This window comes from Butyrivibrio sp. AE3004 (assembly GCF_000703165.1).
Lineage (GTDB): Bacteria > Bacillota > Clostridia > Lachnospirales > Lachnospiraceae > Butyrivibrio.
Genome location: NZ_JNLQ01000002.1, coordinates 313422 through 339613 on the forward strand (window position 1 = coordinate 313422; position 26192 = coordinate 339613).

Genomic DNA, 26192 nt, shown 5'->3' on the forward strand with positions numbered 1-26192 from the left:
ATTTGTTAGTATAAATATGTTTTTTATCGGAGGGTGTAGGTGAAGGTTGTTCTTATTAGGCATGGTAAAGTGAATTTTAAATGGGAATCTTGGTACACATCTGACCGGTTTGACGAAGCTTGCATGCAATATGATCAGTCTCATATCATGAAGGCAGATTATTCTATACCGGATGCGAAGTGTTCCGGCTACTACATAAGTACCTTGCCGAGGACCAGGGAAACAGCTCAGAATATCTTTGGTGAGCAGGATTATATTTCTACAGATCTGATTAACGAAGTCCCATTATCAGCAAGTTTATATAGCGGGATTAAATTACCATTACTGTTTTGGAATATCTCAGGTAGGATTCAATGGTATTTCAATAATAGCAGGCAGAAGGAAAGCAGGTTGCAGACGGAGAAAAGGGCCAGGCAGTTTGTGAAGATGCTGATGGAAAAGAATGAAGATTGCGTGGTAGTTACACATGGATTTTTCATGCATACGCTTGTGGCTGAGCTTAAAAGAATGGATTTTAGCATTGATAATAAATCGCTGAAATATGCAAATGGTGAATATGTGATAGCGAGATTATGCCTCATGTAGAAATCAAATGTTTTGAGGGAAGAACTTACAAAGCTTAGTAAATATTTCTATCTGAAGAGGTTGCGGTAACGATCAGTTATAAATGATTTTGATGCCTATAACGAAATACTTAAAGCAGAGAAGAAGGGAATGATAATAAAATGCAGATAGGAAGTTCAAATGATTCAGAAGCAGTAAAAGCGCAGTATGCGACATCAAAAGGATTGGATACGAGATTATCTTTTCACGATAAGTATTCCACCAATAAGCTTGGCTATGGTAACTGGATCGTATCAAATTATGAGATCAGAGAAGGAATATGGAATGTTTAGTGCGAGAGAAATAAGGGAGTGAATATTTAGAAAGTGTTCAGTTTCATAGATTCTTTGTAAAAAGAGATAAAGTCAGACATCACTCCATTTGGGAAGTGGTGTCTTATTTTTTACGGCTTCGCTGACAAGAGTATAGAAGCGGATCTTTTTCTGAAGATGTTCAAGTCCTGCTTGGAGAGTTTCCATTGATTCAATAGTCTTTGCTTCCTGCGTTTTCATCATTCCGAGGATCTTTTCGGAATTGGCTTCCATATCTTTTTCATATGTGAAGAAAAGCTTTATCTCATCGAGAGGGAGAAGAGCTTTTTTGAAGCATTCTATAGCATGTAAGCGGTCTATATGTGAATCATCATAGAACCTGCGTGAGTTCACATGCTCAACATTTTCCAATAAGTTGATTTGCTCATAGTAACGTATGGTAGATGCCGGCAGATTAAACTGTTTTGACAGGTCGGTAATTGTGTATTTCATAGTTCCTCCAAAAAAATGAGATATTACAAAAAAGTGCTTGAGTTAAAGTTAACTTCAAGTTATATGATTATGATAACGATAAAAAATGGCTATGCAAGTGGAGGAATTAAAAATGCAGAAAATCAATTTAGCAAACGGACCTGAAGGCGCATCAAGACTAATTCTCGGGTGTATGAGAATGCCTGCGCTCAGCACAGAGTCTGCAGCAAAAATGATTGAAACAGCTGTATCGCTGGGTATTAATTACATCGACCATGCCACCTGCTACGGAGATGGCGAAGCAGAAACAAGATTTGGCGATGCTATCGCGTTGACTGATATTAAAAGAGAAGACCTCATCATCCAGTCAAAATGCGGACTTAGATTTGACAAGCAGATATTTGACTGGAGAAAGTCAAACATCATAGAGAGTGTTAATGGAATTCTAGGGAGGCTTAAGATGGAGTATCTTGATGTTCTCCTTCTGCACAGACCGGATCTTCTTTATGACCCTGAGCAGATAGCGGAGGCTTTTGATGAATTGGAATCCGCAGGCAAGGTAAGACATTTTGGTGTGAGCAACACTATGCCTATGCAGATCGAGCTTTTGAAGAAATATGTGAAGCAGCCTCTTAAGATCAATCAGCTTCAGCTTTCTCTTGAGCAGTCACAGCTCATTGATCAGGATCTTTACATGAACAACAAGACCACGGATATGTCTGTGATGCGTGATGGTGGAGCTCTTGATTACTGCCGACTTAACGACATTACCATTCAAGCATGGTCACCACTTCAGCATGGAATGTTCAAGGGAATGTTCATCGATAATCCTGAGTTTCCTGAGATGAACAAGGTCTTGGGAGAGCTGGCAGAGCAGTATGGTGTAACCAAGGCTGCAATAGCTATAGCCTGGATATTAAGACATCCTGCAAAGATGCAGGTAATAGCAGGAACCATGAATCCTGTACATCTGGCAGAAATGGCAGAAGCAGACAAGATTGACCTTACACACGAAGAGTGGTACAGACTGTACCTTTCTTCCGGAAAATTTTTACCATAAGACAATGATAGGAGGGCTTTGATCATGGAAAACTTTAACTTTTATTCACCGACATTTTTTGCATTTGGTAAAGACAGAGAGGACGAAGCAGGTTCTTTTGTAAAAAGATTTGGCGGCAGCAAGGTCCTTATCCATTACGGCGGAGGAAGCGTTGTTAAGTCAGGACTTCTTGACAGAGTAAAGGCTTCCCTGGATAAAGAGGGTATCCCCTATGTACTTCTTGGCGGCGTAAAGCCCAATCCAAGAAGCGGACTTGTATATGAGGGAATAGAACTCTGTAAGAAGGAAAATATTGATTTTGTTCTGGCAGTTGGCGGTGGAAGCGTAATAGATTCATCCAAGGCAATTGCCGCAGGAACGGTATATGATGGCGATTTCTGGGATTTCTATATGGGAAAGAGAATAGAAGAGGCTCTTCCTGTGGGAACAATCCTTACAATAGCTGCAGCCGGAAGTGAAGGAAGTCCTGATTCCGTAATAACCAAGGAAGAGGGTATGTTTAAGAGAGGTGCTAGCGGAGACGCCATAAGACCTAAGTTCAGTATCCTTAATCCTGCTCTTACACAGACTCTTCCTCCTTATCAGACTGCAGCAGGAATAACAGACATCTTAGCTCATCTTCATGAGAGGTATTTGACTAATTCAAAAGAGGTTGAGGTTACAGACAGGCTTATTGAAGGGCTGATGCTTACAATGATCCATGAGGGTCCGAGAGTAATCGCAGATCCAAACAATTATGATGCTAGAGCAAACATCATGTGGGTAGGGATGATGGCTCACAATAATTCATGCGGTGTTGGAAGAAGCCAGGACTGGAACAGCCACAATATCGAGCATGAACTTTCTGCATTGTATGACTGTGCGCATGGTGCAGGTCTTGCAGTAACAATGCCTGCTGTGTTTAAGTATGTTTATAAGCATGATGTTATGAGATTCGCTAAGCTTGCGACACGCGTATGGGGATGTCAGATGGACTTCGACAATCCTGAGGCTACAGCACTTGCAGGCATTGCGGCTCTGGAGAATTTCCTCAAAGGAATCGGAATGCCTTTAAACTTTGCGGAACTTGGAGCAAAAGAGGAGGATATCCCTGCCCTTGTAAAGGCTCTGTGCTATGGCGATGGAAGAACAGGAAGCATCTCAGGATTTGTTACTCTTGATGAGAATGACTGCACAAAGATATATCAGATGATGGTATGATTTTAGAAGATTGTATAATATTTGGAAGGGATAAGCGATGAGACTTGGTACTTCATCACCACTTGTATATGACTGCGGCGAACACTGGGCAAAATACCAGAAAGAACAGGGATGCAGCGCTGTGGTTTTTCCTGTTCAGAGTAATGAACCGGAAAAGAAGATAATAGAGTATAAGGAAGCTGCAGACAGGGAAGGACTCATGATAGCTGAGGTTGGCATCTGGAGAAATGCCCTGTCAAAAGATCCTGATGAGAGAAAAAAGAACAGGGACTACTGTGTGGAGCAGTTGCGCCTTTCGGATTTCCTTGGAGCAAGATGCTGCGTAAATGTTGCGGGAATTGTAGGGCATAGGTGGGATGGAGCTTATAAAGAGAATTTTTCCAAAGAGCTCCGTGATGAGACCATTAGCATGGTCCGTGAGATAATTGACAGGGCTAATGTGAAAAAAACGTATTTCACCCTGGAGCCCATGCCATGGATGATACCAACAAGTCCTAAGGATTATGCGAAGCTTATTGATGAGGTTGATAGAGACAGGTTCGCAGTTCATATGGATGTCATAAACATGATCAATTCCATAGAAAGATATTTTAATGCAGAAGAGTTCATTGATGAATGTGCAGAAGTGCTTGGAACAAGGAAAGGCGATTATTGTAAGCCATCATCACGGAAGAATTCCATATGCAGTTCCGCCTGTGATGGTTTTGCCGGAGATTAAGAAAGCCCTTGAGGGACGTGATGTGAAGATCATTGTTGACTGTGGAATTGCTTCCGGAGCTGATGTTTTTAAGGCGCTGGCTCTTGGAGCAGACGCAGCTGCTGTGGGTCGATCCATGCTCCCGTCTCTTGAAACAGGCGGAGTAAACGGAACTCGTGATTTTCTAAACCATGTCGGAGATGAGTTGAGATATTTGATGAGCTGCACCGGATTTGCAAAAGTGTCTGATATCGATGATTCGGTTATTCACTATATTAGATAAGATTATTTTAGAAAGTAATATGTCAATAACAAAATTTCCTAAAAGTATAGACAGGATTATCACCAAGACAATGAGCATGACTGAGCTTTTTATGAATACATGGGATTCGAAGCTACCGAGTATAAGCAGCCTGCGCTGGGAACAGAGGAAATGTGTTACAGGAAAGACTTATAGGAAAAAATGAAAAATTGGCAGGACTCAGTTTCCTTTGAATTGTGTCCTGCCTTTTTCATGGGTATAATTATCCATGAAAAGGACAGGAATAGGCACAATACTCAAGGTAAAAAGTGATAACTTTTAAAAACAAGAAAAGAGGCTGATAAATGGAAATCAAGCGAATTACAGAAGCTGACAGAACGGATGAGTTCATTAACGTAGAGTTCTCAGGTTATGCTACGGATAGTGATGTGGCTCTTAACTATGAGGAATTCTGCTTTGCTGCGGAAGACGATGAAAGGATTGCGGGAGTTATAACCGGTCGTACGTACTACAATGAGGTCCATATTGAGGATTTGATCGTCGGAAAAGAATACAGAAAATCCGGAGTTGGTAGCAAACTTGTTGCTGCTGTGGAAGACGCATATACAGGAAAAGATTATGAGAAAATAGCACTTACAACTTTTGGATTTCAGGCACCGGAGTTTTATAAAAAGCTTGGGTATGAATTAGAATTTGTTCGTGAAGATAAAGATCCTAAGCTAAGTAAATATTTCTATCTGAAGAGGTTACGGTAACGATGGGGTATGTAGAATGTATTTACTATATAAGATGATAGTTAATTCAAACTAAAGGAATAAATAAAATGCAGATAGACAGGCAGAAAGTAAGGGAACAGTTTGCTTCTTATACAAGAAAATATGATCCAAGTGATCCGAAGATTGCGCTTAAGATAGCTCACACATACAGGGTGGCAGATAACTGCGAACAGATAGCCAGGTCAATAGGTCTTCCGGATGCCGATGTGGAATTTGCCTGGTTGTCCGGAATGCTACATGATGTTGGAAGGTTTGAGCAGGTAAGGAGATACAATACTTTTATTGATTCCGAATCGGTGGATCATGCAGAGTTTGGAGCGGATCTTCTTTTTGGAGATGACAATCTGGTTACCGGTTACACAGAAGACAGATCAGCTGATAAAGAGATGGAGATTGTCATAAGACAGCATAATAAATACAGGATAGCCGGATCGGTTACGGGTCAAACATTGACCTTCTGCAATATCCTACGAGACGCAGACAAGGTTGATATCTTAAGAGTAAATGTGGAAACTCCAATGGAAGAAATCTATAATGTCTCGAGAGAGGTGCTTCTTACATCCGGAGTTTCCGATAAAGTTATGACGCAGGTCAGGGAGCATCATGCTGTAAGACGCGACATAATGAAATCACCGGCTGAACATTTGATAGGCCATATTGCACTTGCTTTTGAACTGGTCTATTTGAAGAGCTGGGAGATTGCAAAGCAACAGGGATATCTATATAAGATGTTTGACTTTCCGACACGGAATGAAAGTATGAGAAAAGCCATGGAAGAAACCAGATATGAACTCGAGAAGTTCTATGAAAATAGCATATGAACTGCTTCAGACAATAAGGGGGAAATCATTTAATGAATAAGAAAATTATTGCTACTACAATTTACATTCTGGGAATATGCTGCGTGCTTTTCTTTGGAGCTAGCGCAGTTTTTGGGGGAAATACTGTAAGTAATCCGGAAGCAATGATTCCTTTCACGGAATTTGAGAGAAATATAATAATGCTGGGGATGGGATTCATTCCGATGATAGCGAGTTGTTTGTTTATGTTATACGCTTATGGAATTAAGGAACGCTCAAAAAGGATATTAGTTCTTATACCGGGAATTGTTACAGGAATACCTTTTATAGTAGGTGCTTGCTTTGTGGTTTATTTGATTTTTCTCGGAATGCTTGATGTGATAGGAATGGGAGCGTAAATGGAAATATGAAAGAAGCGTATTTTGCTGGCGGATGCTTTTGGTGCGTTACGCCAATTTACAAGATGTATGGAGTCGATCAGGTTATCTGTGGCTATGCAGGAGGAGATGAGGAAAATCCTACTTATGAGCAAGTAAAACATCAGGAAACAGGACACAGGGAGACTATTAAGCTCGTCTATGATAAAGAGAAGGTTTCCTTTGAGAAGCTACTTGATATTTACTTCGCTAACGTGGATCCTTTTGATGCAGAGGGACAGTTTATTGATAAGGGTTTCTCATATACCCTGGCAATTTTCTACAATAATGAGGAAGAAAAAGAAATCTCGGAAAAGAAGATAGCTGAGATTGAAAAGAATTCAGGTAAAGAGACTCACGTAGCTCTTTTGCCATATAAGAATTTCTACGAAGCTGAAGAATATCACCAGGATTATTACCTTAAGAACCCGGAGGCTTTTGAGAAGGAACTGATAGAATCTGGAAGGAAACAATAACAGCTGATTATATTCCTCCGGAGTATTGCGATATTGAAGTGCTATTGGATGAACAGGCTGTCAGTTCTGTCAAAAACGGATTTGTGGAACCGCGGATGGTGAATCAGTGTATCAGATCATATAAAATGAGTGATCTTACAAGAGATAATGAGAAAATAAAAAAGAAAACCATACGAATTATAATAAAGAAATAGAACTGTTTTGGGGAAGGTGAGTGTGACTATGCTTAAGCCTGGATTATATGAACAGGTTATCAATAAGCTACTCCAGGAGGAGCTATCTACAAGAACTGAAGACAGTAAGTATTCTGAGCCCATAGACAAAGCTGAGGCATCAGAAGTATTTACGAGGTATATTGCTGACATTGTGCGCAAAACTCTTGATATGATGCCGGAGACGGACAACCTTGATTCAAAGGTTAAGCTTGTAAATAAAATTGTAGGGCTTGTTTTATCTGAAACCAACCAAGATGAACTTAGTAAGCTGGCGGTGGATGATAAAGCGGAGCAGCTCCTTGCAATAGTATCAGAGTCGGATCCCATGTATCGCATTGGGAAACTTAAGGCAAAAGATGTAGTAAGACCGGAAACATCTATCTCTCAGAGTAGCCTCTTTACAGGAGCTGTACATGAGCCACAGATGTACACAGAGATAAAGAAGGAGTTGGAGACTGCTGACAGAATCGACATGCTTGTGTCCTTTATCAAGTGGAGCGGACTTCGCCTTATTATAGATGAACTGAGAAGATTTACGAATGAACGTGGTGGAAAGCTCAGAATTATTACGACTTCTTACATGGGAGCTACCGATGTAAAAGCTATAGATGAATTGTGCAAATTGGATAACACAGAGGTGCGCATTTCCTACGATACAAAGAGAACCAGGCTCCATGCCAAGGCATATGTATTCTACCGTGATACAGGTTTTACAACTGCGTATATCGGATCATCCAACATGTCCAATGTGGCTATGAGCAGTGGGCTCGAATGGAATATAAAAGCGACTGCCAAGGATATGGCACCGACTATACAGAAAATAGAAGCAACCTTCGAAAGCTACTGGAATACCTCTAGTTTTGAGAAGTACGATATAAATGAGCATGACAAGTTGCAAAAAGCATTAAAGGCTGAAAAGTACAGCGGTTCCAGTGCGGAATTCCAATACATAGTAGATGTCAATCCATATCCTTATCAGCAGGAGATACTAGATAGATTAAACGCTGAGAGAGTTGTAAGAGACAGATATAAAAACCTTGTTGTTGCAGCTACCGGAACAGGAAAAACACTTATCTCAGCTTTTGATTACAGAGATTTTTGTGATGGAAGGCCCGGTCAAAATAACAGGCTTCTATTTGTTGCGCACAGAGAAGAAATTCTTAAGCAGAGCCAAGGTGCATTCAGAGCAGTGTTAAAGGATCAGAATTTTGGCGAGCTCTATGTAGGTAATCACAAGCCAGATAGTCTTGGCCACCTATTTGTCTCAATACAAACGGTGGCTTCTCAGAAATTATATGAATTACTTCCGGAAGATTATTATGACTATATTATCGTCGATGAGTTCCACCATGCAGCTGCGCCCACTTACCAGGGACTGCTTGAAAAGTTTAAGCCAAAAATTTTGCTTGGACTTACTGCAACTCCTGAGCGTATGGATGGTAAGAGCATCCTCGACTATTTTGATGGGCATGTGGCAGCAGAAATCAGACTTCCGGAAGCGGTAGAAAGAAAACTCCTTTGCCCGTTCCAATACTTCGGAGTAACAGATGAAACAGACCTATCTTCTGTAAAATGGGTGAGAGGCGGCTATGATAAAACAGAACTTAGTAATCTCTATTCATTAAATAGAGAAGTAGCTATCCGTCGAGTTAATCACATAATAAATTCCCTACATAACTACGTTACAGATATGGAAAATGTCCATGGTCTTGGCTTTTGCGTATCTGTAGAACATGCTGCCTTTATGGCGGAGCAGTTTAATGCAAAAGGAATATCATCTCTTGCGCTAACAGCGAATTCTCCGGACGTGGAAAGAAATAACGCTAAGGCACTTCTTATAAGCGGAGACATAAAGTTCATCTTTGTTGTAGATTTGTACAATGAAGGCGTGGATATTCCGCAGGTGGATACAGTGCTTTTTCTTCGTCCTACAGAATCTTTAACTGTATTTTTACAACAGCTCGGAAGAGGACTTCGTTTGTCAAAAGGAAAAGAGTGTCTGACTGTACTTGATTTTATCGGACAGGCAAATAAGAAGTATAACTTTGAGGAAAAATTCGCAGCGCTGTTGTCAAATACAGATCACAGTGTTCAGTACGAACTTAAGAAAGGCTTTGTTTCACTTCCAAAAGGCTGTTATATACAGCTTGAAAAGAAAGCCTCTGAGATAATCATTAATAACATAAAGAAGTCATTCAGTGACAGGATGGGACTGATATCCAGGATTGAGTCCTTTGAGGAGGATAGCGGACTTAAGCTATCTCTTGGGAATTTTATCAGCTACCATAGAATCAAGCTTAAGACTATATATACCAAGTACTCTTTTACCAGACTGTGCGCTGATGCCAAGGTTATACCGGATTTTAGTGAACCGTTGGAAGAGATTATTACTAAGGCCTTCAGTAAGATAATTGCAATTGACTCACGTAGATGGATTAGATTTTTATTAAAAGTGCTACCTGACCTTAGTACCCTTAATATAGATACGCTGCCTGATTCTGAAAAGAGAATGATGCAGATGTTTTACATCACAGTATTCCTTAAGTCAGCAGAAGATTGGCATTCTGAAGAAGTTAGGGAAAATATGACAACGCTTGCCTCATGCAAGCAGCTTATCCGTGAAATGATAGGCATATTGGAGATAAAACTTGATGAAGTGGATATCATAGATAAACCAGTAGATTTGGGATTCGACTGCCCGCTTGATCTATACTGCACATATACAAGAGATCAGATCCTGGTAGCTATGGATTACATGACCCCTGGAAATGTGCGAGAGGGAGTAAAGTGGCTTGAGGATAAAAATCTGGATGTGTTCTTTGTAACACTGAATAAGTCCGACAAGGACTATTCACCAACCACTATGTACAATGACTACTCTATTAGCAGCAATATGTTCCATTGGCAGAGCCAGAGTACTACCTCTGACACTTCGCCCACAGGTAAGAGATACATAAATCATGCAAAAGAGGGTAGTAAAGTACTGATCTTTGTAAGAGAATTTAAAAAGGACAGTGTGGGAACAGCGCCGTATACATATCTCGGAACGGCGAATTATCTGAGCCATACCGGCAGCAGACCGATGAATATCATCTGGCGATTGGATAATCCAATTCCTGCAAAATACATCAGAAAGACAAATAAGTTAGACGTAGGATAAATATATGAAAACAGTAAATGTAGTAGCAGCCGTAATCTGTGATGATTACGAGAATAAAACAAAAATCTTCGCAACTCAGCGTGGCTACGGTGACTTCAAAGATGGTTGGGAATTTCCGGGTGGAAAAATAGAAGATGGTGAGTCACCGGAGGATGCATTGATAAGAGAGATAAAGGAAGAACTTGCAACAGATATTGAGGTGCATGACCTCATCAGCATCGTTGATTATGATTATCCGACCTTCCATCTGCACATGCACTGTTTTTGGTCTACTGTGAAAAGTGGAAAGCTATCATTACTTGAACATGAAGCTGCAAAGTGGGTGACTAAGGATGATATAGATACACTGGGATGGCTTCCTGCAGATGAAGGACTGATAGAAGAGATTAAAAAGTGCCTGTGATAAAGGTGATATAGATAAAGATTGAGGGATCAATATGATCACAATAAAATGGAGGAAAAAATATTGAGTCCGATTTATGCTGTTCATTATTATATTGACTGTGCTTTTCGATTGTTTGGGCTTAGCTGGTGGAGTGCATATTTTATTTTAAAAAAGTTAATACTTTTGTGTTTGACATTGCATATGTTACTTTTTAGATTACAGGTTAGAAAGCCAAATCCGAAAGTACCAAATATTCAAGTTAATCTGTATGATGTGCTTTTTGGACACCATATCTGATAGGTTATGATGATGCAGACGAAACTTATGATGCAGACGATTTTGATTTTTAAGTTATTTACAAATATAAATAGCGCCAATAATCCTCAGAAATTGAAGATTACTGGCGCTTTATTATGCTCTCTATAAATTCTGATATAAAATCATTAGCTATTTGGAGCCTATTTTGAGTCGTTTTAGCCCGTTTTGAGTCAATTGAAAATTCGCCTGATAATAATTATAAAAAACAAATGAAAATGATATTTGGATATTGATGGGTGATGTATAACATAATTACAGGGAGGATACACAACGTATAGATAGTAAAAGCAATGAATGTTGTGTTTTATAAACCCGGGAAGTAATATCATAAGCTCAGAAAGAGAAAAGAAACAGCCAAACGGCTAACAAATATCACAACCAGGAAAGGGGTAAATACTATGAGATTTAACGATGTTCAGGATACAAGAAAAGCAGAAGTTAAGAGAGAGCAGAGAAACGAAGCATTCCGCAAAATGTATGATGATTGCCTTGAGAAGCTTTCAGCATTCTATAATAAAGAGAAGATGACAGTTGCTTTTGGAGCAACATTTACACTCTGATTCATCAAGAATTGAACAAATGAAAAAAGGTACAGATATCCCTGGAGTTGTTGATGATTTTTGTCAATGCTCCGGGGATTTTACGTTATAATGGTGGTATGTTTTTTTGGGAGGCTTGTTTATGGTTGGAGGATACAAGGTAATAACTCTTTGTGGAAGTACACGTTTTAAAAATGAATTTATGGAAGCTCAGAAGAGGCTGACCCTGCAGGGGTGCATCGTGATAAGCGTTGGGCTGTTCGGACATTCCGGTGATCAGGAAGTCTGGGAAAACATGGATGAAGGGACGCTTACCAAGACCAAGGAAATGTTAGACGATATGCATAAACGCAAGATAGATATGGCGGATGGTATTTATGTTATCAACGTCGGCAATTATACAGGAGACAGTACGAGGTCTGAGATTGAGTATGCATTGGAACATGGGAAAACTGTAGAATATCTTGAGCCTATCGGATAAGTGAAAAATTTGCAATGATTGGAAAGACATAAAGTATGGAATATCTTGATATAGTTGATGAATGCATTATTGGTGTCAGGAATAAGTCATTTAAGAATTGCATCCTGGACGAGGAGCTGGAAATGGTTAGAAATACAGCTGAGAACAGATAATTAAAAAGGATTATATGTTTGACAGAGAAGAAGGAGACGAGTGATGCCGGATATAATAAGTGCAAAGATAAAGAGATTGTTTGTAATTCGTGTAGGTTTGTGGATAGTGGCTTTTGCTTCTACTGCATACTGGATTTATTTTTCAATAAAACTGCATATGGATGGAATCTTTGAGGAAACAGAATATGCAACACTTCTCAGGCCTGTTCTGTATACATGTCTGCTTATAGCAGTTGCGGCAATCTGCATCAGCTTTGCATTGTATCGTCGAAGTAAAAAGCTAAAAGATAATTATAAAAGATTTTCCAAAAGGCTTTCGCCTCTCGATGGATATAATATATAATGCATACCTTAAATTTTCCTAAAGGATTACATAAAAAAGAGAATCCTGTTTAAGGATCCTCCGGGGTGACAGTATATGTTATTACCAAACGAAAGTAACTGCGTTAGCTACATCCTCAGTAATGGTGTTATCTTTTACAAGCTTTCCAAGCCATTTTTCAAGGTTATCAACCTTATGGTTGGTCTGGATAAAGTGGATCTTTTTGCCTTCTACATCTGTTGAAAGAAATAATTCGTACATATACATAAGGAAAACCTCCGTTTAATTTTCTTATCCTTTCATTCTAATTGGCCATTTGAATGTTCTTTCTCGCTTACAGAAAATATATCGATGGGGGTCCTGATTTTCTTTAGGGCAATTTACAATGTTTATTTTTATTTTTTTCTGAGGAAAATTTTGAAATAATAATACATTTTCAAAAGGGGTTATGTGTATGATCTTCTGAGCCGATATAGGTATTAGAAAGACAATCATACAGGGAACGAGACAAGCCTCCGGTTTCTGTATGGGAGCCTCCCGAGAAAGCCCGAGCTTTCAGAGGATGTAGTAATAAAAAACGATAATAAGAGAATAATTCCATTTTTTAACTCCTCCTAACATACATATGTGCGAGAATGGCCTGATCAACACAGAGCTGATCAGGTTATTCTTTTGCCCATTTGCGGGGCGGTGTTTCGCTAAGAGGTCATGTTTTTTTGCGTTATTAGGAGGATAGACACACTGTTTTTACTATAACTGATATGCATTGTGGTATCAGAGTTTCGTATAATTTTCATAACAACAGATAACAATGGCTTGGAGACTTTATCGTTTCCGGTATAGTGGAAATTACAGTAATGTATTTGGAAGGAGGCAGCATGGATAATAAGGATAAAAGAAATGAAAACAGTAACAAGTCCGGTATTGAGTATGGAGCTATGGCATTATTGTCAGTGCTGGCTGTACCGGTAATACTGCTTGCCGGATTTTTGCTGGATGATGTTACATGCAGTCAATGTCATGAAAATATCCATATTGATGGCTGATACATTACCGATAATATAAGCTCAAACAAGATTTATAATAGTGGCGATGTGCATTTTTTTCTAAAATTGTCTGAAAAAGGCCTTTTGACGGTATTATTTACTGTTAAAAGGCTTTTTTTCTGATATAGTAAAATTATGTTTTTGTTGACGGAGGATGGATGAAAATGAGGCATTGCGGGACACAGACAATTGAGACCGAAAGACTGATACTGAGGAAATTCAAAGTTGAAGATGCTAATGCTATGTTCCTGAATTGGGCAAGCGATGAAGAAGTCACGAAGTTTCTTACATGGTCGCCGCATGGAACTGTCGATGTAACGGAGAATATCATCAGGCAGTGGGTGGATGCATATAAGGATGAAAAGTACTATCAGTGGGCCATTGTTTTAAAAGAGATAAATGAACCTATAGGCAGTATCTCCGCCGTTGGTATGAAGGAAAGCACAAATATGATCCACATTGGTTACTGCATTGGAAGAGCATGGTGGCATCAGGGGATTACATCTGAAGCTTTAAATGCTGTTATAGATTTCTTTTTTGATAAGGTTGAAGCAAATCGTATTGAATCAAGGCATGATGTTAATAACCCACATTCCGGTATGGTCATGAAGAAATGTGGAATGCAATATGAAGGCACGCTACGCAGTTCAGATATCAACAATCAAGGAATCAATGATTCGAGCTGGTATGCAATTCTTAGATCTGACCGGACTAATTATTGAATCGAGGGAATAGACAATGAAGCTAATAATTTATCCGCCTACATCGATGCATTAGCAAAGGCCGGATTTTTAATAGAGCAGCTTATAGAAGAAAGTGATAAAGTGAGCAAAATATGATGTATATTGAAGCTTTCCGATTTCCGGGAGTGGATGCGGAAGAACAGTTTGTTAATTACATAAGAAGAACATGCTATACATCGTTTTATCCGTTTGGGGTATTTTCAGCTAACCAGTTACATGCTTTGTCTTTTTCAGAGATAACAATTTTGTATGGAAACAATGGTTCCGGGAAAAGCACAGCTCTTAATCTTATGGCAGAAAAACTTAGGGCTGAACGGGATTCGCTGTTCAACCGTAGTAGTTTTTTTGATGATTATCTCAAGATGTGTGAGTTTGAAATGACTCCGGGAGAAAAACCGGAAGAAATCAGAATGATCACCAGCGATGACGTATTCGATTTTATGCTTAATCTCAGGGCTCTGAATGAGGGGGTTGACCGTAAGAGAGAGCAGGTCTTTGATGAATGGATTGAAAACAGAAATTCTAAATTTCAGATGAAATCACTGGATGATTATGAACAACTGAAAAAAGTTGTAGCTGCCCGCTCCAAGACACAGTCAAGATATGTCAGGGAATCAATAGGCAATAATGTCATTGAACACAGCAATGGAGAGAGTGCTTTACAATACTTCTCAGAAAAGATAAAGGATAATGGTTTGTATTTGCTGGATGAGCCGGAGAATTCCCTTTCGCCTCAAAGACAGATGGAATTATTTGATTTTATACAGAATTCAGCAAGATTTTTCGGGTGCCAGTTTATTATAGCGACTCATTCACCATTTCTACTGGCTCTGCGAGGAGCAAGGATTTATGATTTGGATGAGTCTCATGTAAATATCAAGAAATGGACTGAACTTGAAGGTGTAAGGACTTATTTTGAGTTCTTTGAGCGTCATAGGGATGAATTCAGATAATACTGGGATGACGTGGATCTGGCAAGCGAAGTAATAGACGGACTTAAGTATGAAACTCTTTTAAAGCTGTATTTTGGCGGAGCTGAGGACAGGAATGTCACAATTAGGAATATTCAGATCTTCGAGGAGGACGTTAAGCGTAATCTGTCGGTACTTAATATGTACAAAGATAATCTGGAAAAAGTCCTGAATGAGGAGGACCATATTTTCTATTATCTGACTGTTACTTTTGGAATTGACACCTATGAGGCGTACCTTAAGTGGTGCACAAAGGCAAAAAAGCTGCTGAAGAAGTGCTAAGGATTCTTTTAATTTTATCCGTGCAAAATTAGAAATAGTTTTTGATGAATAAGAAATTGAATTCTTTCAGGAGTTGTAAGGAGCAAAACATATATGTTGAAAAGATTAACTGATCGAATTTGGTACTATCCAATGGAAGAAGAGCGGGATCGGCCTAATCTGGGATATATACGCGGAGATAATTGGAGTCTTGCTGTTGATGCAGGTCACTCAGAGGCACATACCGGGGAGTTTTACAAGGCGTTGGAAGATAATGGCTTGCCACTTCCAAGGCTCACGGTAATTACACACTGGCACTGGGACCATACATTTGGAATACATGCGGTAAATGGGCTTTGTCTTGCAAATGAGCGGACCAATCAGTATCTGAAAGATTTTAGTCGCAGGTTATCGGATGAAGGAACAGAGTTCTTTCTGAATCTGGATGAAAGAATACGTAATGAGTATTCTGATGACAGACCTGTGATTGTAAAGGCTGCAGATATGATTTTCCATGATAGCATGATACTGGATGCAGGTAACTGCCAGGTTAAGGTTTTTCAGGCAGACGCACCGCATACAGATGATTCGACTTTTATTGAGATACCCGGGGAAGGTGTTCTGTTTGTTGGGGATGCAACCTGTGGGGCACTCCCGGAATGGAAAAAGGATCCTGTTCTAAGCAAGAGTCTATCCGAGACTATCAGGAAATCAGAGGCAACCATATGCCTTGAAGGACACTGGGTTCCTGTACCAAAGGAAGATACAATTCGAGACTTGTTAGAGGGGACAGATGAATAAACTGAAATTGAATATAAACAAGCTACTGCAGAAAACGAAAAGCGATAAATTTATGAAACAAAGCAAAATAATACACCCTGCAAAATGAACAGGAATATATGAACAGAATTTGTAGTATGACACATAACAGGGTTGTTGCTGTAGGAATAATTGATGGCAATGAAGATATATTTTTGGAATACTGTGACATTGATGGGAAAACTGTGGATGAGCATACGCTGTTTGAATTGGGGTCGACGACTAAAGCATTCACAAATCAAAATTCCTTAATGAATGTTTTTGCTGAATACTTTCTGCTACCATCAAGCTTCTCGAACTCACTGTCATGTGAATAATGCATCCCAAGCTTTTCCATAACACGCTGACTTTTATGATTTTCTGCAGCAAACTGCCCTTCAATCGCTCGTATTTTTTGTATCTTTGAGATATGATCAATTATTCCCTGCATCGCCTCCGGAACATAGCCATGTCCCCACTGGTCTTTTCTGATATTGTAGCCAACTTCCCAAGCATCTTTGTCTGCATGATATACCAGACCACCACTCCCAATAAGCTCACCGGTTTCCTTAAGTTCGATTCCAAGGTCATAACTATCAGGGTCATCCAGATTGCGGCTTTCAAGCCATGTCTTTACATCTTCCGCATTTTTATAAAGCGGATAAATCATATATTCATTTACATCCGGATCTCCGCACCACTTAAATGCAGCCTTATAATCCTCCGGTACAAAAGGTCTTAATATCAATCTTTCTGTCTCAATCCTGACTCTCACGGTTTTATCCTCCTAATTCAAGAAAAGTCATATCCTTACTGCAATATCCAAAGCAATATAGAATTTTCCAAGATCATGGTTTGCAGCAGGAAGTGCCTCTACTTCATATCCGCTATCCGCAAGTACATCACCGGCTTCAAGGAAATTATAAAGTTCAATTCCATAAAAATCACACAAAGCCTGAACTCCCGCAAGTTCCATCTCTACTGCTATACAGCCTTCTTCTTTTCTTTTGGCAACAAGTCCCTTTGTCTCTCTGAGCATAGAATCTGTTGTCCAAACACGGCCTTTAACATATGGAACCTTAAGCTCTGTAAAAATTCTCTCCAATTTATCGCAACCCTTAATATCAATATAGTCACTGGCCGGAGCGTAATAATATGAAGCACCATCGCCTCTGTAACTTTCAGTCGGAATGATAAATCTTCCGGTAGTCTTCTCCGGATCAAGGCTTCCACAGGAACCGAACATAATAAACTTTGTCGCTCCGGTTATCCAATGTGCTTCATAACAAGCGCCCGAAGCAAAAGCAGAGCCTATTCCAGTTAAGTAAAATGCTATCTTTTCACCTTTGTACAAAAGACAATAGATAGGTATTCTTCCATTACATGCACCGAGCGAACCGATTTCTTCGCAATCAAATTTCTCCAGGATGTGGTCATGAATTACTTTTGAAAAAATAATCAGGCACTTATCTACAAGATGTTTTTGTTCTCCATAGAAATGTTTCAGTTCTATTATCGGTTCTGTCTTATCATCGTAAAAATCTTCACGCATGGTCCACTCCTCCTCACTCAAATATGTTTGCCATTATGATTTCCCGCCCGGCAGGTAAAATGTATTTCTGCTCTTTTATTCTCATAGCCACCTCCGAAAAAAAGGCCCCATCAAACTCTTGCTTGATGAGGCCTTGTAAACTATATCAGTTATAAAGCACTAACTATGCCTTCAAATAATCTTATCCTCATCATACATATCAAAATCAAACCCCTGCTTATCATTCACGGGTTTATTGGTGACCATGTATGTTGTGACGAGTATAAGTTTTTTCATAGCGTCTTCCTTTCTGAAAATTATTAGTTGTAAGTATAGTTGACTGACAAATAGCTGTCAATACTATTTTTAGTCAGATATATATTTTCTTCATCCCTGTAAACTTTGTTTCCAAGTCATTAAAACACACGACACAATAGAAGATGCTGTTTCTGTAGACAGTTTTAGCCTTAAAAAAACTAATATGACGTGTATATTGGATTTGTTGTTGGAATAATACTGTATCATTGCGCCTGATGAAATCAGGATGCCCGGGAAAAGTGATCCATAATGGAAATATGATAGTTTTTGAAAAAGTGTTGACAAAAATTATGTAACATATTACATTGTTTTATATAGGTAATATGTTACATAAAATAAAAGGAGCTCACATGAATTACGATGAAGTGATGAATGTCGAAAAAGTAACGTTTGGAAATATGCCCCCACAGCCTTTTTTGCTGGGACTTCTCAGTGCGTTTGATAACAGATATCAGGCGGCAGCTGATGCATATTTCAAGGAAATTACGTGGAAACAGTTCTTTGCCATAATCTGTATTAACTTATGCAAGGAACCACCGACACTGAATGAGCTTTCAGATATAATGGGAAGCTCTCATCAGAATGTGAAGCAGATTTTACTTAAACTTGAAAAAAAGGGATTTATTTCAACTGTTCCTGATGAAAAAGATAAGCGAAAGCAGCGCATCTTTGTCACAGATAAATGCAGGGATTTTCTGGAACAGAACGATAATAACGGTCAACAAAGCCGGTATGTAATAGGACGCATATTTGACGGAATTGATGAAAAGAGTCTGCAGACTACCATACAAACTATTATGAAAATGGAGAGGAATCTGAGCGACTTATGAAAACACTGATTATTTACACATCACAGACAGGATTTACAAAGAGATACGCGGAGTGGCTTTCAGAGAGAATGAGCGGAGATCTGCTTGAGCTAAAGGCTGCTCAGAAGAAGAGTGCTGATTACTTCGATGACTATGATGCAATCTGCTATGGCGGATGGGCAATGGCAGGAAGTCTTGTTAAGGCAAAGTGGTTCCTTGAAAAGGCTACTAACTGGAAGAATAAGCGCCTTGCTATGTTTTGTGTAGGTGGCAGTCCTAACGATAACCCGGATGTAGATGTCTTTCTGCAGAATGCTGTTACAGAAGAGCAGAAGAAATACATAAAAGTATTTTACTGCCAGGGCGGGTTTAACTATGAAAAGATGAAGGCTCCATCCCGTATTGCAATGAAGATGTTCGTGTCAGCCCTTAAGAACAAGAAGGATGCTACTGAGAAAGAGAAGATAATGGCTGAGAAGATGGCTTCATCCTACGACATCTCTGATATTAAATTCATAGAGCCTATTGCAGAGTATCTTGCAGAAAAAGGCAATAGAAAAGCTGTACATATAGTATAAATACACGATAAAAAGAATATTAAAAAGAATGTCTGAGGCATTGTGCGAAATCCTTGGGCAGAGGGGGATTAACGATTGGAGTGATGATATGACGTACATTTGGAAATACAAAACTCCTGAAGGTTTTGACGACATGCTCATGAATAGTGATGGAGAGTATCTGACGGGACTGTGGTTTGAAGGATCGGATGATGAAAAGAAGCATAAGCCGGATGCAGATGAAAAGAGACTTACCATATTTGAAATGACAGAAAAATGGCTTGATGACTATTTTTACGGAAAGCCTTCTCCGGATATTCCGAACATTAAAATAGAAAAACTAACATCGTTCCGCCGGGATGTATCTGAAATCATGAAAAAGATTCCTTTTGGAGAAACGACAACTTATGGTGAGATTGCCAAGATGATTGCCGTGAAACGTGGTATTTCAAAAATGTCAGCCCAGGCAGTTGGCGGTGCAGTAGGCTGGAACCCTATTTGCATCATTATCCCATGTCATAGGGTGATAGGTTCTGATGGCTCCCTTACAGGATATGGTGGTGGAATCAGAAACAAAGAATTGTTGCTACTGCACGAGAGGAAGTATAGTTTATAACTCTCAGTTATTATTACTTATGCCTTCCCTGGATATGTTTGTTATAATGCGTTTTGCGAAAAACAGCAGGAGTACAGCCATTCTTTTCCCTGAAGCACTGGGTAAAATAGCTCTGGGAATTGAACGACAGAAAACTGCTTATCTCTGCGCAAGAGAAATCAGAAAAACGAAGCATGTTTTCTGCAACTTCAAGTTTTCGGGACAGGATATACTCTGACACAGTATACCCTGTTTCTTTTTTGAAAAGGGTTGATAGGTAATTATTGCTAAGGTGTACGTGTTCTGAGAAATCGTCTAAACGGATGGTTTCATGCAGGTGCTGATCTATATATTCCATTCAGAGGAGAATCTGTCTGGAATAGATATTTTGTTTCTTTAATTTCTGCATCTGCGCGGTAAAGAACGTGACCATCTCGTAGTGCAGATCCAGCACTTCCTGGACGGTGGTGCATTTGTTCATGTTGTAGATGTACAGATCGCTCGTATTATATGCGGTCTCGGAATTAAGACCACCCTCTATGGCGAATCTTGTCATGAGAGTGGCGTTGCAGACCATAAGATATTTCATATTGGTAACAGGATCATCGGCAAGAGTAGAGTTGTTTTCAGCCATCATCCTGTGGCTTTCATCGGCGGCCCCGGGGTCGCCATTTTTCATCATCTCATACTGCTTCATTTCATTTTCGTATTCAAAATGAATATAGTTGTTTTCTCTGCCTATGAATTCTTTGAGTGCGATCTGTGCATTTGGGTTTGATATTCTTTTTGACATGGAAATCCCCTTTTTCTAAAAGTAATAGATCCGAACTTATTTTACCAAAAAAACGGGGCATAAAGAAATGGCCTGGGATACCTGAGTTTTTGCAGTATGTGGGAGAACATGTAATGTAAAATGCCTTTATCGGGATGAAAAAGATTGTATCATTTGATTAAATTGTGTACAATATATATAATTTGATTATATGATGAGCTCATATCCGGAGAGTAATCTAATCAGAATGAAGCAGGAGTATCCTGAACTATTTGATACTCTAGCAAGATAGTTTTTGATTATTATTGAAACAGACTTATTTAGGAGAATCGTTATGAATTATATCGAGGCGATAAAGGAGAGACATTCAGTTAGAAATTATACGCCTGAGCATATACAGGCTGAAAAGATAGTTAAGCTTAATGAGAAAATCAGAGAGCTTAACGAGGCAGGAAATTTACATCTTCAGCTGATGGAGGATGCCGGTAATACGTATAACAGGCTTCTTAACAGGGCTATGGGGCTTGGCTCAGCGCCAAGTGTTATTGCATGTGTGGGCCCGGATGATGATACGTTGGAACAAAGAATCGGTTACTACGGAGAAAAGCTTGTACTTTTTGCGCAGACCTTGGGGCTTAATACTTGCTGGGCAGGGACTTTTAATAAAAAGAATATTGGAGCGGAGATAAGAAATGGTGAAAAACTGGTAATTTCCATTGCGATAGGCTACGGAAAAGACAAGGGAAAGCCACGTAAATCCAAGACAATGGATCAGGTCGTTGATGCAAAGGGTGAAAGACCATTTTGGTTTAATAATGGTGTTGAGATGGCTCTTTTGGCGCCAACTGCGATAAATCAGCAGAAGTTTGTAATAAAGCTTAATGAGGACCAGTCAGTAGAGTTTATTGATAAGGGTGGAATTTTCAGCCAGGTTGACCTTGGGATAGTTAAATGCCATTTTGAAATCGGTTCTGAGCGTGCTATAGGGAAGTTTTTTTAATCTCAGATATCCATTCCGGCATGATGGCTATGAAAAATAAGAAGAATAATATGGAAGGAGATTTATTGCTATGAAGGTACTGATAATCAATGGAAGTCCCAGAATGGGCGGAAATACTTCTATCGCTGTGGATGAAATGGCAAAAACATTTACAGAGGAAGGAGTTGAAGCTGAAATTGTACAGGTGGGTAACAAGGATATTCGTGGATGCATCGCCTGTGGAAGTTGCATGAAGAATGGAAAATGTGTATTTGATGATGTTGTAAATGAGCTCGCGTCTAAATTTGAAGAGGCGGATGGGCTTGTTGTAGCATCACCGGTTTATTATGCTTCTGCAAATGCAACACTTATAGCATGTTTAGACCGACTTTTTTATAGTACACATTTTGATAAGACTATGAAGGTTGGAGCGAGCGTTGCGGTATGTCGAAGGGGCGGTGCATCAGCTACTTTCGATGAATTAAACAAGTATTTCACCATCTGCAATATGCCTATAGCATCCAGTCAGTATTGGAACAGCGTTCATGGCGGGGAAAAGGGACAAGCTGTAAAAGATCTTGAAGGCCTTCAGACGATGAGAGTTCTTGCCAGAAATATGTCCTTCCTAATTAAGAGCATAGCACTTGGAAAAGAGAAATATGGCTTGCCAAAAACGGAAGAACATGCGTGGACAAATTTTATCATGGAGTGATTTTGAGTCTTGGTTGTCGTTAATCCGAAGTTAATTTCACTATATTAAGATATGGAGGCTGATTTCAGTCTCCATATTTTGTACAAAACATTTTTTCACAAAAAGGTATTGACTCTGATGTAATGTCATAGCTTAAGCTATAATTACACATGAAGGATATGTGTTACTTAATAATTTGTAAAAGGTGGCAAATATGAAGTATAAAGCTATTTTGTTTGATAATGATGATACACTAATGGATTTTCAAACAGGTAATAGAAATGCAATAAACCTGCTGCTGGACGAAATTGGTTATGTTGATGATAACCGATATGATCAGTACGAAGAAGAGAATCTTGCATGTTGGAAAGCGTTGGAAAGAGGAGAGATGACTCAGAACCAGCTTAAGTATGAAAGATTCTTCAGATTCTTTAATAAATATGGAATAACAGCAGATGCCCGAAAGTCTGCAGAAAGATTTGTAGAACTTCTTGGTATGCAGAATATGCTTCTTCCGAATGCTGAAGAGGTTCTTAGAACCATATCAAAAGAAATACCTATTGGAATAGTTACCAATGGAATAACTGCTATTCAAAAGAGAAGATTTGAGGGTTCTATTGTAAAGGAACTGTCATCTGTCATAGTTATTTCTGAAGAAGTTGGAATTTCAAAACCTGATCCCGCAATATTCAATCTGGCACTGGAGCAATTGAAAATAAAGCCAGATGAAGCATTAATGGTTGGTGATGGTATAGATAGTGATGTCCGTGGAGCCAATAACGCAGGAATTGATATCTGCTGGATCAACCCACATGGGATGTCACTGCCTTCGGAGCTGCATGCTGAATATATTGTCTCCGATATTAAGGAATGCCTGGCAGTAGCTCTACAGGAATAAGCTGGATGCACTTGCAGATACTGCTAAATGCCCTTTTTTCTGTTATAGTAAAAGTATGCTTTTATCGGAGAGTATAGGTGAAGGCTGCTCTTATTAGGCATGGATACGATAAAAGAATTAAAACATAAGGAATAGATCGGAATGGACAATAAATCATTTGATTCAAAAAGAATTGCGCTGGGTTATGCAAAAAGACCATGGCTCCATAAATCAGTAATAGAGCAGCTTAAAGCGGATTGTAACCTTGATGCTGATTATAAATTCTCTAATGGTCTTGATGTGGGCTGTGGTGCAGGTCTTTCAACCAAGGCCCTGCGCCTTATTTGTGACAAGGTCACAGGAACGGACATTGCTGATGCCATGGTAGAAGTATGTAAGGAATTATATGGAGAGGATCCTGCATATTCATTTTATGTTGCTAAGGCTGAAGAAACGAAGATGCCGGAGAATAAGTACGATATTGTAACTGCAGCAGGATGTATCAACTGGGTGGATGAAAAGAAGTTCATGTATAATATGTCAGAAGTTCTTGCGGATAATGGACTTATTGTCATATACGATTTTGGTATTACAGATCAAATGACAGGAAATGAGAATTATACCAAGTGGTACCGGGATGAATATCTGAAAAAATTTCCTAAACCTCCTAGAAAAGAGAATAAGTGGAATCAGGATGATCTGCCTGAAGGATTTATCATGGAAAAGCAGGCAGAATACGACATGGAGTATTCTTTTGACTTAGAAACTTTTGTGGATTTCATGCTGATACAGTCAAATGTTAATGCGCAGATAGAAAATGGAAGTGTAAGTACTGAGAAGGCAAGAGATTGGATGAAGAAAACTCTGTATCCTGTTTTTGAGGATGAGCAAAAACAACTTATCTTCTATGGATATAGTTGGTATATAAGGAAAAAGTGAAACGCTGACAGAAGAAGGAAAGGGGTTACATGCTATGTGGAATATAATCATCATTCCGTTCTTGGGGACAGCACTGGGCGCGGCCAGTGTATTTTTGTTTAAAAAAGAAATGAGTCAGAGGATGCAGCGGGCCCTTACAGGTTTTGCTTCAGGAGTGATGGTGTCTGCTTCTTTTTTTAGCCTCCTGCTTCCTGCACTTGATCAGACAGCTGAAATGGGAAAACTCGGGTTTCTTCCTGTATCTGTCGGATTTGGGATAGGAATGCTTTTTCTTCTTGTAATGGATATGGTGACGCCTCACATGCATCTGGATAAAAATGAGGAAGGTCCAAGGAGCGGACTTAAAAGAACAACGAAGCTTGTCCTGGCGGTTACTCTTCATAATCTTCCTGAAGGAATGGCAGTAGGAATAGTATGTGCAGGCTGGCTTTATGGTAACAGCACAATTACTTTTACAGGAGCTCTGGCACTGGCAATCGGTATTGCAATACAGAACTTCCCTGAAGGAGCAATTGTATCCATGCCGCTTTTGGGAGAGGGAGTTCCAAAAGGAAAGACCTTCCTTTACGGTGTTTTGTCCGGAAGTGTTGAACCCATAGGGGCGCTTTTAGTCTTTGCTGCATCCGGATTGTTTATCCCACTGATGCCATATCTTCTTAGTTTTGCGGCAGGAGCCATGATATATGTCGTAGTAGAGGAACTTATTCCGGAAATGTCTGAGGGTGAACATTCGAACATAGGAACAATCTTTTTTGCTCTGGGATTTATACTTATGATGGCGCTGGATGTAGGTCTGGGGTGAATAAGATGTCTACTATTACTAGGTTTTGTCAGGGAAGGTGAATCATATGGAAAAAGAACTGTTCATTGACACCATGAAGGTAAAGAATACTATACATTTTTGCTTAATTGCGCAATCGTAAATAAACCCATGTAAACAAAAAAAGAGTAATAATATAATTATTTTATCGGAGATAACAATGTATCAGGCAGCGATTGTAGAAGATGAGAAGATATTCCTGGATAGGACCAAGAAACTTCTGGCACAGACTTTCAGCGACCAGAATACCGAAGTGGCATTTGATTTTTTTATGTCGGGTGATGAATTTTTGCCAATGGTAGAGCAGCATTTCCATTACGACATGATATTTCTTGATATAGAGATGCCGGGTATGGATGGAATCTCAGTTTGCAGAAGGATTAGGGAGATTTCTCCGGAGGCACTGGTAGTCTTTATATCAAATAAGGAAGCCCTTGTATTTCAGACTTTCGAAGTACAGCCTTTCAGATTCATTAGAAAGAGCGAGCTTAATGAGATGGCACAGCCTCTGGTCACTGCTATACTTCAGGAGCTTTCAAGGCGCGGTCAGCAAATTGTGAAGATTGAAGAGCCATCAAGTGGCGATGTCTTCTCTTTTGATGTAAAAAAAATCCTGTATATTGAGGCTCAGCGAAAGGAATGCATCATCGTAACAAATACGAATTCCACAATCATGAAGACCAAGCTGATGTCACTTGAGAGTGCCCTTAAGGGTTACAGCTTTATCAAGATACACCGGAGTTTTCTTGTAAACATCGATGCCATAACCAGAATTCAGAAGGATACGGTTCTTTTGACAAACGGCGAGGAACTTCCTCTTAGCAGATCAGTGAAGGAATCGGTAAAGCAGGCTTTTCTAAGCCATTCCATGTCGTGAGGT

Annotated in this window: 35 protein-coding genes; 29 read left to right on the top strand and 6 right to left on the bottom strand. The window is 39.5% G+C overall.

The features are described from left to right. The first annotated feature begins 39 nt into the window (after positions 1 to 39). The gene (locus BV60_RS0104225; RefSeq protein ID WP_029319712.1) at positions 40 to 585 is read left to right on the top strand and encodes a histidine phosphatase family protein; all 546 of its coding nucleotides are present in this window, start codon (positions 40 to 42) and stop codon (positions 583 to 585) included. A 140-nt stretch (positions 586 to 725) separates the two neighbouring features. Continuing rightward, entirely contained in the window at positions 726 to 896 is a 171-nt protein-coding gene (locus tag BV60_RS23075) for a hypothetical protein (RefSeq protein ID WP_156035967.1), read from the top strand. Between the two features lie 72 nt (positions 897 to 968). On the opposite strand, the gene BV60_RS0104235 is transcribed toward BV60_RS23075, so the two are convergent. Then, positions 969 to 1367 carry a MerR family transcriptional regulator gene (locus BV60_RS0104235; RefSeq protein WP_029319714.1) on the bottom strand — a complete coding sequence of 133 codons (399 nt, stop codon included), beginning with the start codon at positions 1365 to 1367 and terminating at the stop codon, positions 969 to 971. 112 nt (positions 1368 to 1479) lie between these two features. On the opposite strand from BV60_RS0104235, the gene BV60_RS0104240 reads away from it, so the two are divergent. From BV60_RS0104240 to BV60_RS0104315, 13 genes are all read left to right on the top strand, one after another. Continuing rightward, positions 1480 to 2406 (top strand): aldo/keto reductase, encoded by a 927-nt coding sequence (locus tag BV60_RS0104240; protein ID WP_029319716.1) that lies wholly within the window; start codon positions 1480 to 1482, stop codon positions 2404 to 2406. Between the two features lie 24 nt (positions 2407 to 2430). Further along, the gene (locus BV60_RS0104245) at positions 2431 to 3606 is read left to right on the top strand and encodes an iron-containing alcohol dehydrogenase (protein ID WP_029319718.1); all 1176 of its coding nucleotides are present in this window, start codon (positions 2431 to 2433) and stop codon (positions 3604 to 3606) included. Positions 3607 to 3643: 37 nt separating this feature from the next. After that, positions 3644 to 4324 carry a sugar phosphate isomerase/epimerase family protein gene (locus BV60_RS20890; protein ID WP_051656510.1) on the top strand — a complete coding sequence of 227 codons (681 nt, stop codon included), beginning with the start codon at positions 3644 to 3646 and terminating at the stop codon, positions 4322 to 4324. Further along, the gene (locus tag BV60_RS0104255; protein WP_081846580.1) at positions 4218 to 4586 is read left to right on the top strand and encodes an alpha-hydroxy-acid oxidizing protein; all 369 of its coding nucleotides are present in this window, start codon (positions 4218 to 4220) and stop codon (positions 4584 to 4586) included. The genes BV60_RS20890 and BV60_RS0104255 overlap by 107 nt, the downstream gene beginning before the upstream one ends. 323 nt (positions 4587 to 4909) lie before the next feature. Then, the gene (locus BV60_RS0104265; RefSeq protein ID WP_051656512.1) at positions 4910 to 5320 is read left to right on the top strand and encodes a GNAT family N-acetyltransferase; all 411 of its coding nucleotides are present in this window, start codon (positions 4910 to 4912) and stop codon (positions 5318 to 5320) included. A gap of 68 nt (positions 5321 to 5388) precedes the next feature. Beyond that, positions 5389 to 6162, top strand: a complete 774-nt coding sequence (locus tag BV60_RS0104270; RefSeq protein WP_029319725.1) for an HD domain-containing protein — start codon at positions 5389 to 5391, stop codon at positions 6160 to 6162. A 32-nt stretch (positions 6163 to 6194) separates the two neighbouring features. Then, positions 6195 to 6539, top strand: a complete 345-nt coding sequence (locus tag BV60_RS0104275) for a hypothetical protein (RefSeq protein ID WP_029319727.1) — start codon at positions 6195 to 6197, stop codon at positions 6537 to 6539. 8 nt (positions 6540 to 6547) lie between these two features. Further along, positions 6548 to 7033: a peptide-methionine (S)-S-oxide reductase MsrA gene (gene msrA / locus BV60_RS0104280; protein WP_029319728.1), complete on the top strand. Its 486-nt coding sequence runs from the start codon at positions 6548 to 6550 to the stop codon at positions 7031 to 7033. 222 nt (positions 7034 to 7255) lie between these two features. Beyond that, complete coding sequence (locus tag BV60_RS0104290) at positions 7256 to 10408, top strand: DUF3427 domain-containing protein (RefSeq protein WP_029319731.1); 3153 nt, start codon at positions 7256 to 7258, stop codon at positions 10406 to 10408. 4 nt (positions 10409 to 10412) lie between these two features. After that, a complete protein-coding gene (locus BV60_RS0104295) occupies positions 10413 to 10811 on the top strand; it encodes a (deoxy)nucleoside triphosphate pyrophosphohydrolase (protein WP_029319733.1) in 399 nt (132 codons plus the stop codon). A 698-nt stretch (positions 10812 to 11509) separates the two neighbouring features. After that, positions 11510 to 11671 carry a hypothetical protein gene (locus BV60_RS23080; protein ID WP_155829783.1) on the top strand — a complete coding sequence of 54 codons (162 nt, stop codon included), beginning with the start codon at positions 11510 to 11512 and terminating at the stop codon, positions 11669 to 11671. 121 nt (positions 11672 to 11792) lie between these two features. Further along, complete coding sequence (locus tag BV60_RS0104305; protein WP_029319735.1) at positions 11793 to 12131, top strand: hypothetical protein; 339 nt, start codon at positions 11793 to 11795, stop codon at positions 12129 to 12131. 195 nt (positions 12132 to 12326) lie between these two features. Beyond that, positions 12327 to 12626: a hypothetical protein gene (locus BV60_RS0104315; RefSeq protein ID WP_029319736.1), complete on the top strand. Its 300-nt coding sequence runs from the start codon at positions 12327 to 12329 to the stop codon at positions 12624 to 12626. An 81-nt stretch (positions 12627 to 12707) separates the two neighbouring features. Here BV60_RS0104315 and BV60_RS23085 read toward each other — a convergent pair whose 3' ends face one another. Then, positions 12708 to 12872 carry a hypothetical protein gene (locus BV60_RS23085; protein ID WP_022762837.1) on the bottom strand — a complete coding sequence of 55 codons (165 nt, stop codon included), beginning with the start codon at positions 12870 to 12872 and terminating at the stop codon, positions 12708 to 12710. Between the two features lie 611 nt (positions 12873 to 13483). Between BV60_RS23085 and BV60_RS23090 the strand changes: the two genes are divergently transcribed. The 5 genes from BV60_RS23090 (at position 13484) to BV60_RS0104350 (ending at position 16427) form a co-directional block, all read left to right on the top strand. Further along, positions 13484 to 13651 carry a hypothetical protein gene (locus BV60_RS23090; protein ID WP_156035971.1) on the top strand — a complete coding sequence of 56 codons (168 nt, stop codon included), beginning with the start codon at positions 13484 to 13486 and terminating at the stop codon, positions 13649 to 13651. Between the two features lie 164 nt (positions 13652 to 13815). Beyond that, positions 13816 to 14373 carry a GNAT family N-acetyltransferase gene (locus tag BV60_RS0104335; protein ID WP_029319740.1) on the top strand — a complete coding sequence of 186 codons (558 nt, stop codon included), beginning with the start codon at positions 13816 to 13818 and terminating at the stop codon, positions 14371 to 14373. A 113-nt stretch (positions 14374 to 14486) separates the two neighbouring features. After that, positions 14487 to 15347, top strand: a complete 861-nt coding sequence (locus BV60_RS0104340; protein WP_029319741.1) for an AAA family ATPase — start codon at positions 14487 to 14489, stop codon at positions 15345 to 15347. A gap of 12 nt (positions 15348 to 15359) precedes the next feature. Then, positions 15360 to 15647, top strand: coding sequence for a hypothetical protein (locus BV60_RS0104345; RefSeq protein ID WP_051656513.1), 288 nt, complete (start codon positions 15360 to 15362; stop codon positions 15645 to 15647). A gap of 93 nt (positions 15648 to 15740) precedes the next feature. Beyond that, positions 15741 to 16427: an MBL fold metallo-hydrolase gene (locus BV60_RS0104350; RefSeq protein ID WP_029319745.1), complete on the top strand. Its 687-nt coding sequence runs from the start codon at positions 15741 to 15743 to the stop codon at positions 16425 to 16427. Between the two features lie 256 nt (positions 16428 to 16683). Here the strand turns inward: BV60_RS0104350 and BV60_RS0104360 are convergent, their stop codons facing one another. Continuing rightward, positions 16684 to 17199, bottom strand: coding sequence for a GNAT family N-acetyltransferase (locus tag BV60_RS0104360; protein ID WP_029319747.1), 516 nt, complete (start codon positions 17197 to 17199; stop codon positions 16684 to 16686). 27 nt (positions 17200 to 17226) lie between these two features. Next, on the bottom strand, positions 17227 to 17976 hold the full coding sequence (locus tag BV60_RS0104365; RefSeq protein ID WP_029319749.1) for a nucleoside phosphorylase: 750 nt from the start codon (positions 17974 to 17976) through the stop codon (positions 17227 to 17229). Positions 17977 to 18623: 647 nt separating this feature from the next. Here BV60_RS0104365 and BV60_RS0104375 point away from each other — a divergent pair. The 3 genes from BV60_RS0104375 (at position 18624) to BV60_RS0104385 (ending at position 20255) form a co-directional block, all read left to right on the top strand. Continuing rightward, positions 18624 to 19103: a MarR family winged helix-turn-helix transcriptional regulator gene (locus BV60_RS0104375; protein ID WP_029319751.1), complete on the top strand. Its 480-nt coding sequence runs from the start codon at positions 18624 to 18626 to the stop codon at positions 19101 to 19103. Beyond that, complete coding sequence (locus BV60_RS0104380) at positions 19100 to 19660, top strand: flavodoxin domain-containing protein (protein ID WP_029319753.1); 561 nt, start codon at positions 19100 to 19102, stop codon at positions 19658 to 19660. The genes BV60_RS0104375 and BV60_RS0104380 overlap by 4 nt, the downstream gene beginning before the upstream one ends. A gap of 88 nt (positions 19661 to 19748) precedes the next feature. Beyond that, positions 19749 to 20255 carry a methylated-DNA--[protein]-cysteine S-methyltransferase gene (locus BV60_RS0104385; protein ID WP_029319755.1) on the top strand — a complete coding sequence of 169 codons (507 nt, stop codon included), beginning with the start codon at positions 19749 to 19751 and terminating at the stop codon, positions 20253 to 20255. Positions 20256 to 20268: 13 nt separating this feature from the next. Here BV60_RS0104385 and BV60_RS24485 read toward each other — a convergent pair whose 3' ends face one another. Beyond that, positions 20269 to 20592, bottom strand: coding sequence for a helix-turn-helix domain-containing protein (locus BV60_RS24485; RefSeq protein ID WP_081846581.1), 324 nt, complete (start codon positions 20590 to 20592; stop codon positions 20269 to 20271). Beyond that, the gene (locus BV60_RS21685) at positions 20593 to 21027 is read right to left on the bottom strand and encodes a hypothetical protein (protein ID WP_051656515.1); all 435 of its coding nucleotides are present in this window, start codon (positions 21025 to 21027) and stop codon (positions 20593 to 20595) included. It abuts the gene before it with no gap. Positions 21028 to 21340: 313 nt separating this feature from the next. On the opposite strand from BV60_RS21685, the gene BV60_RS0104395 reads away from it, so the two are divergent. The 6 genes from BV60_RS0104395 to BV60_RS0104420 all read left to right on the top strand — a co-directional run bounded on the left by BV60_RS0104395 (position 21341) and on the right by BV60_RS0104420 (position 26189). Next, positions 21341 to 22006 carry a nitroreductase family protein gene (locus tag BV60_RS0104395; RefSeq protein WP_029319756.1) on the top strand — a complete coding sequence of 222 codons (666 nt, stop codon included), beginning with the start codon at positions 21341 to 21343 and terminating at the stop codon, positions 22004 to 22006. A gap of 70 nt (positions 22007 to 22076) precedes the next feature. Next, positions 22077 to 22697 carry a flavodoxin family protein gene (locus BV60_RS0104400; protein WP_029319758.1) on the top strand — a complete coding sequence of 207 codons (621 nt, stop codon included), beginning with the start codon at positions 22077 to 22079 and terminating at the stop codon, positions 22695 to 22697. A 193-nt stretch (positions 22698 to 22890) separates the two neighbouring features. Next, positions 22891 to 23574, top strand: coding sequence for a YjjG family noncanonical pyrimidine nucleotidase (locus tag BV60_RS0104405; protein ID WP_029319760.1), 684 nt, complete (start codon positions 22891 to 22893; stop codon positions 23572 to 23574). 141 nt (positions 23575 to 23715) lie between these two features. Next, positions 23716 to 24492 carry a class I SAM-dependent methyltransferase gene (locus BV60_RS0104410; RefSeq protein ID WP_029319763.1) on the top strand — a complete coding sequence of 259 codons (777 nt, stop codon included), beginning with the start codon at positions 23716 to 23718 and terminating at the stop codon, positions 24490 to 24492. A 34-nt stretch (positions 24493 to 24526) separates the two neighbouring features. Beyond that, entirely contained in the window at positions 24527 to 25294 is a 768-nt protein-coding gene (locus BV60_RS0104415) for a ZIP family metal transporter (protein WP_029319766.1), read from the top strand. A 178-nt stretch (positions 25295 to 25472) separates the two neighbouring features. Beyond that, the gene (locus BV60_RS0104420; protein ID WP_029319768.1) at positions 25473 to 26189 is read left to right on the top strand and encodes a LytR/AlgR family response regulator transcription factor; all 717 of its coding nucleotides are present in this window, start codon (positions 25473 to 25475) and stop codon (positions 26187 to 26189) included. The last annotated feature ends 3 nt before the right edge of the window (positions 26190 to 26192 follow it).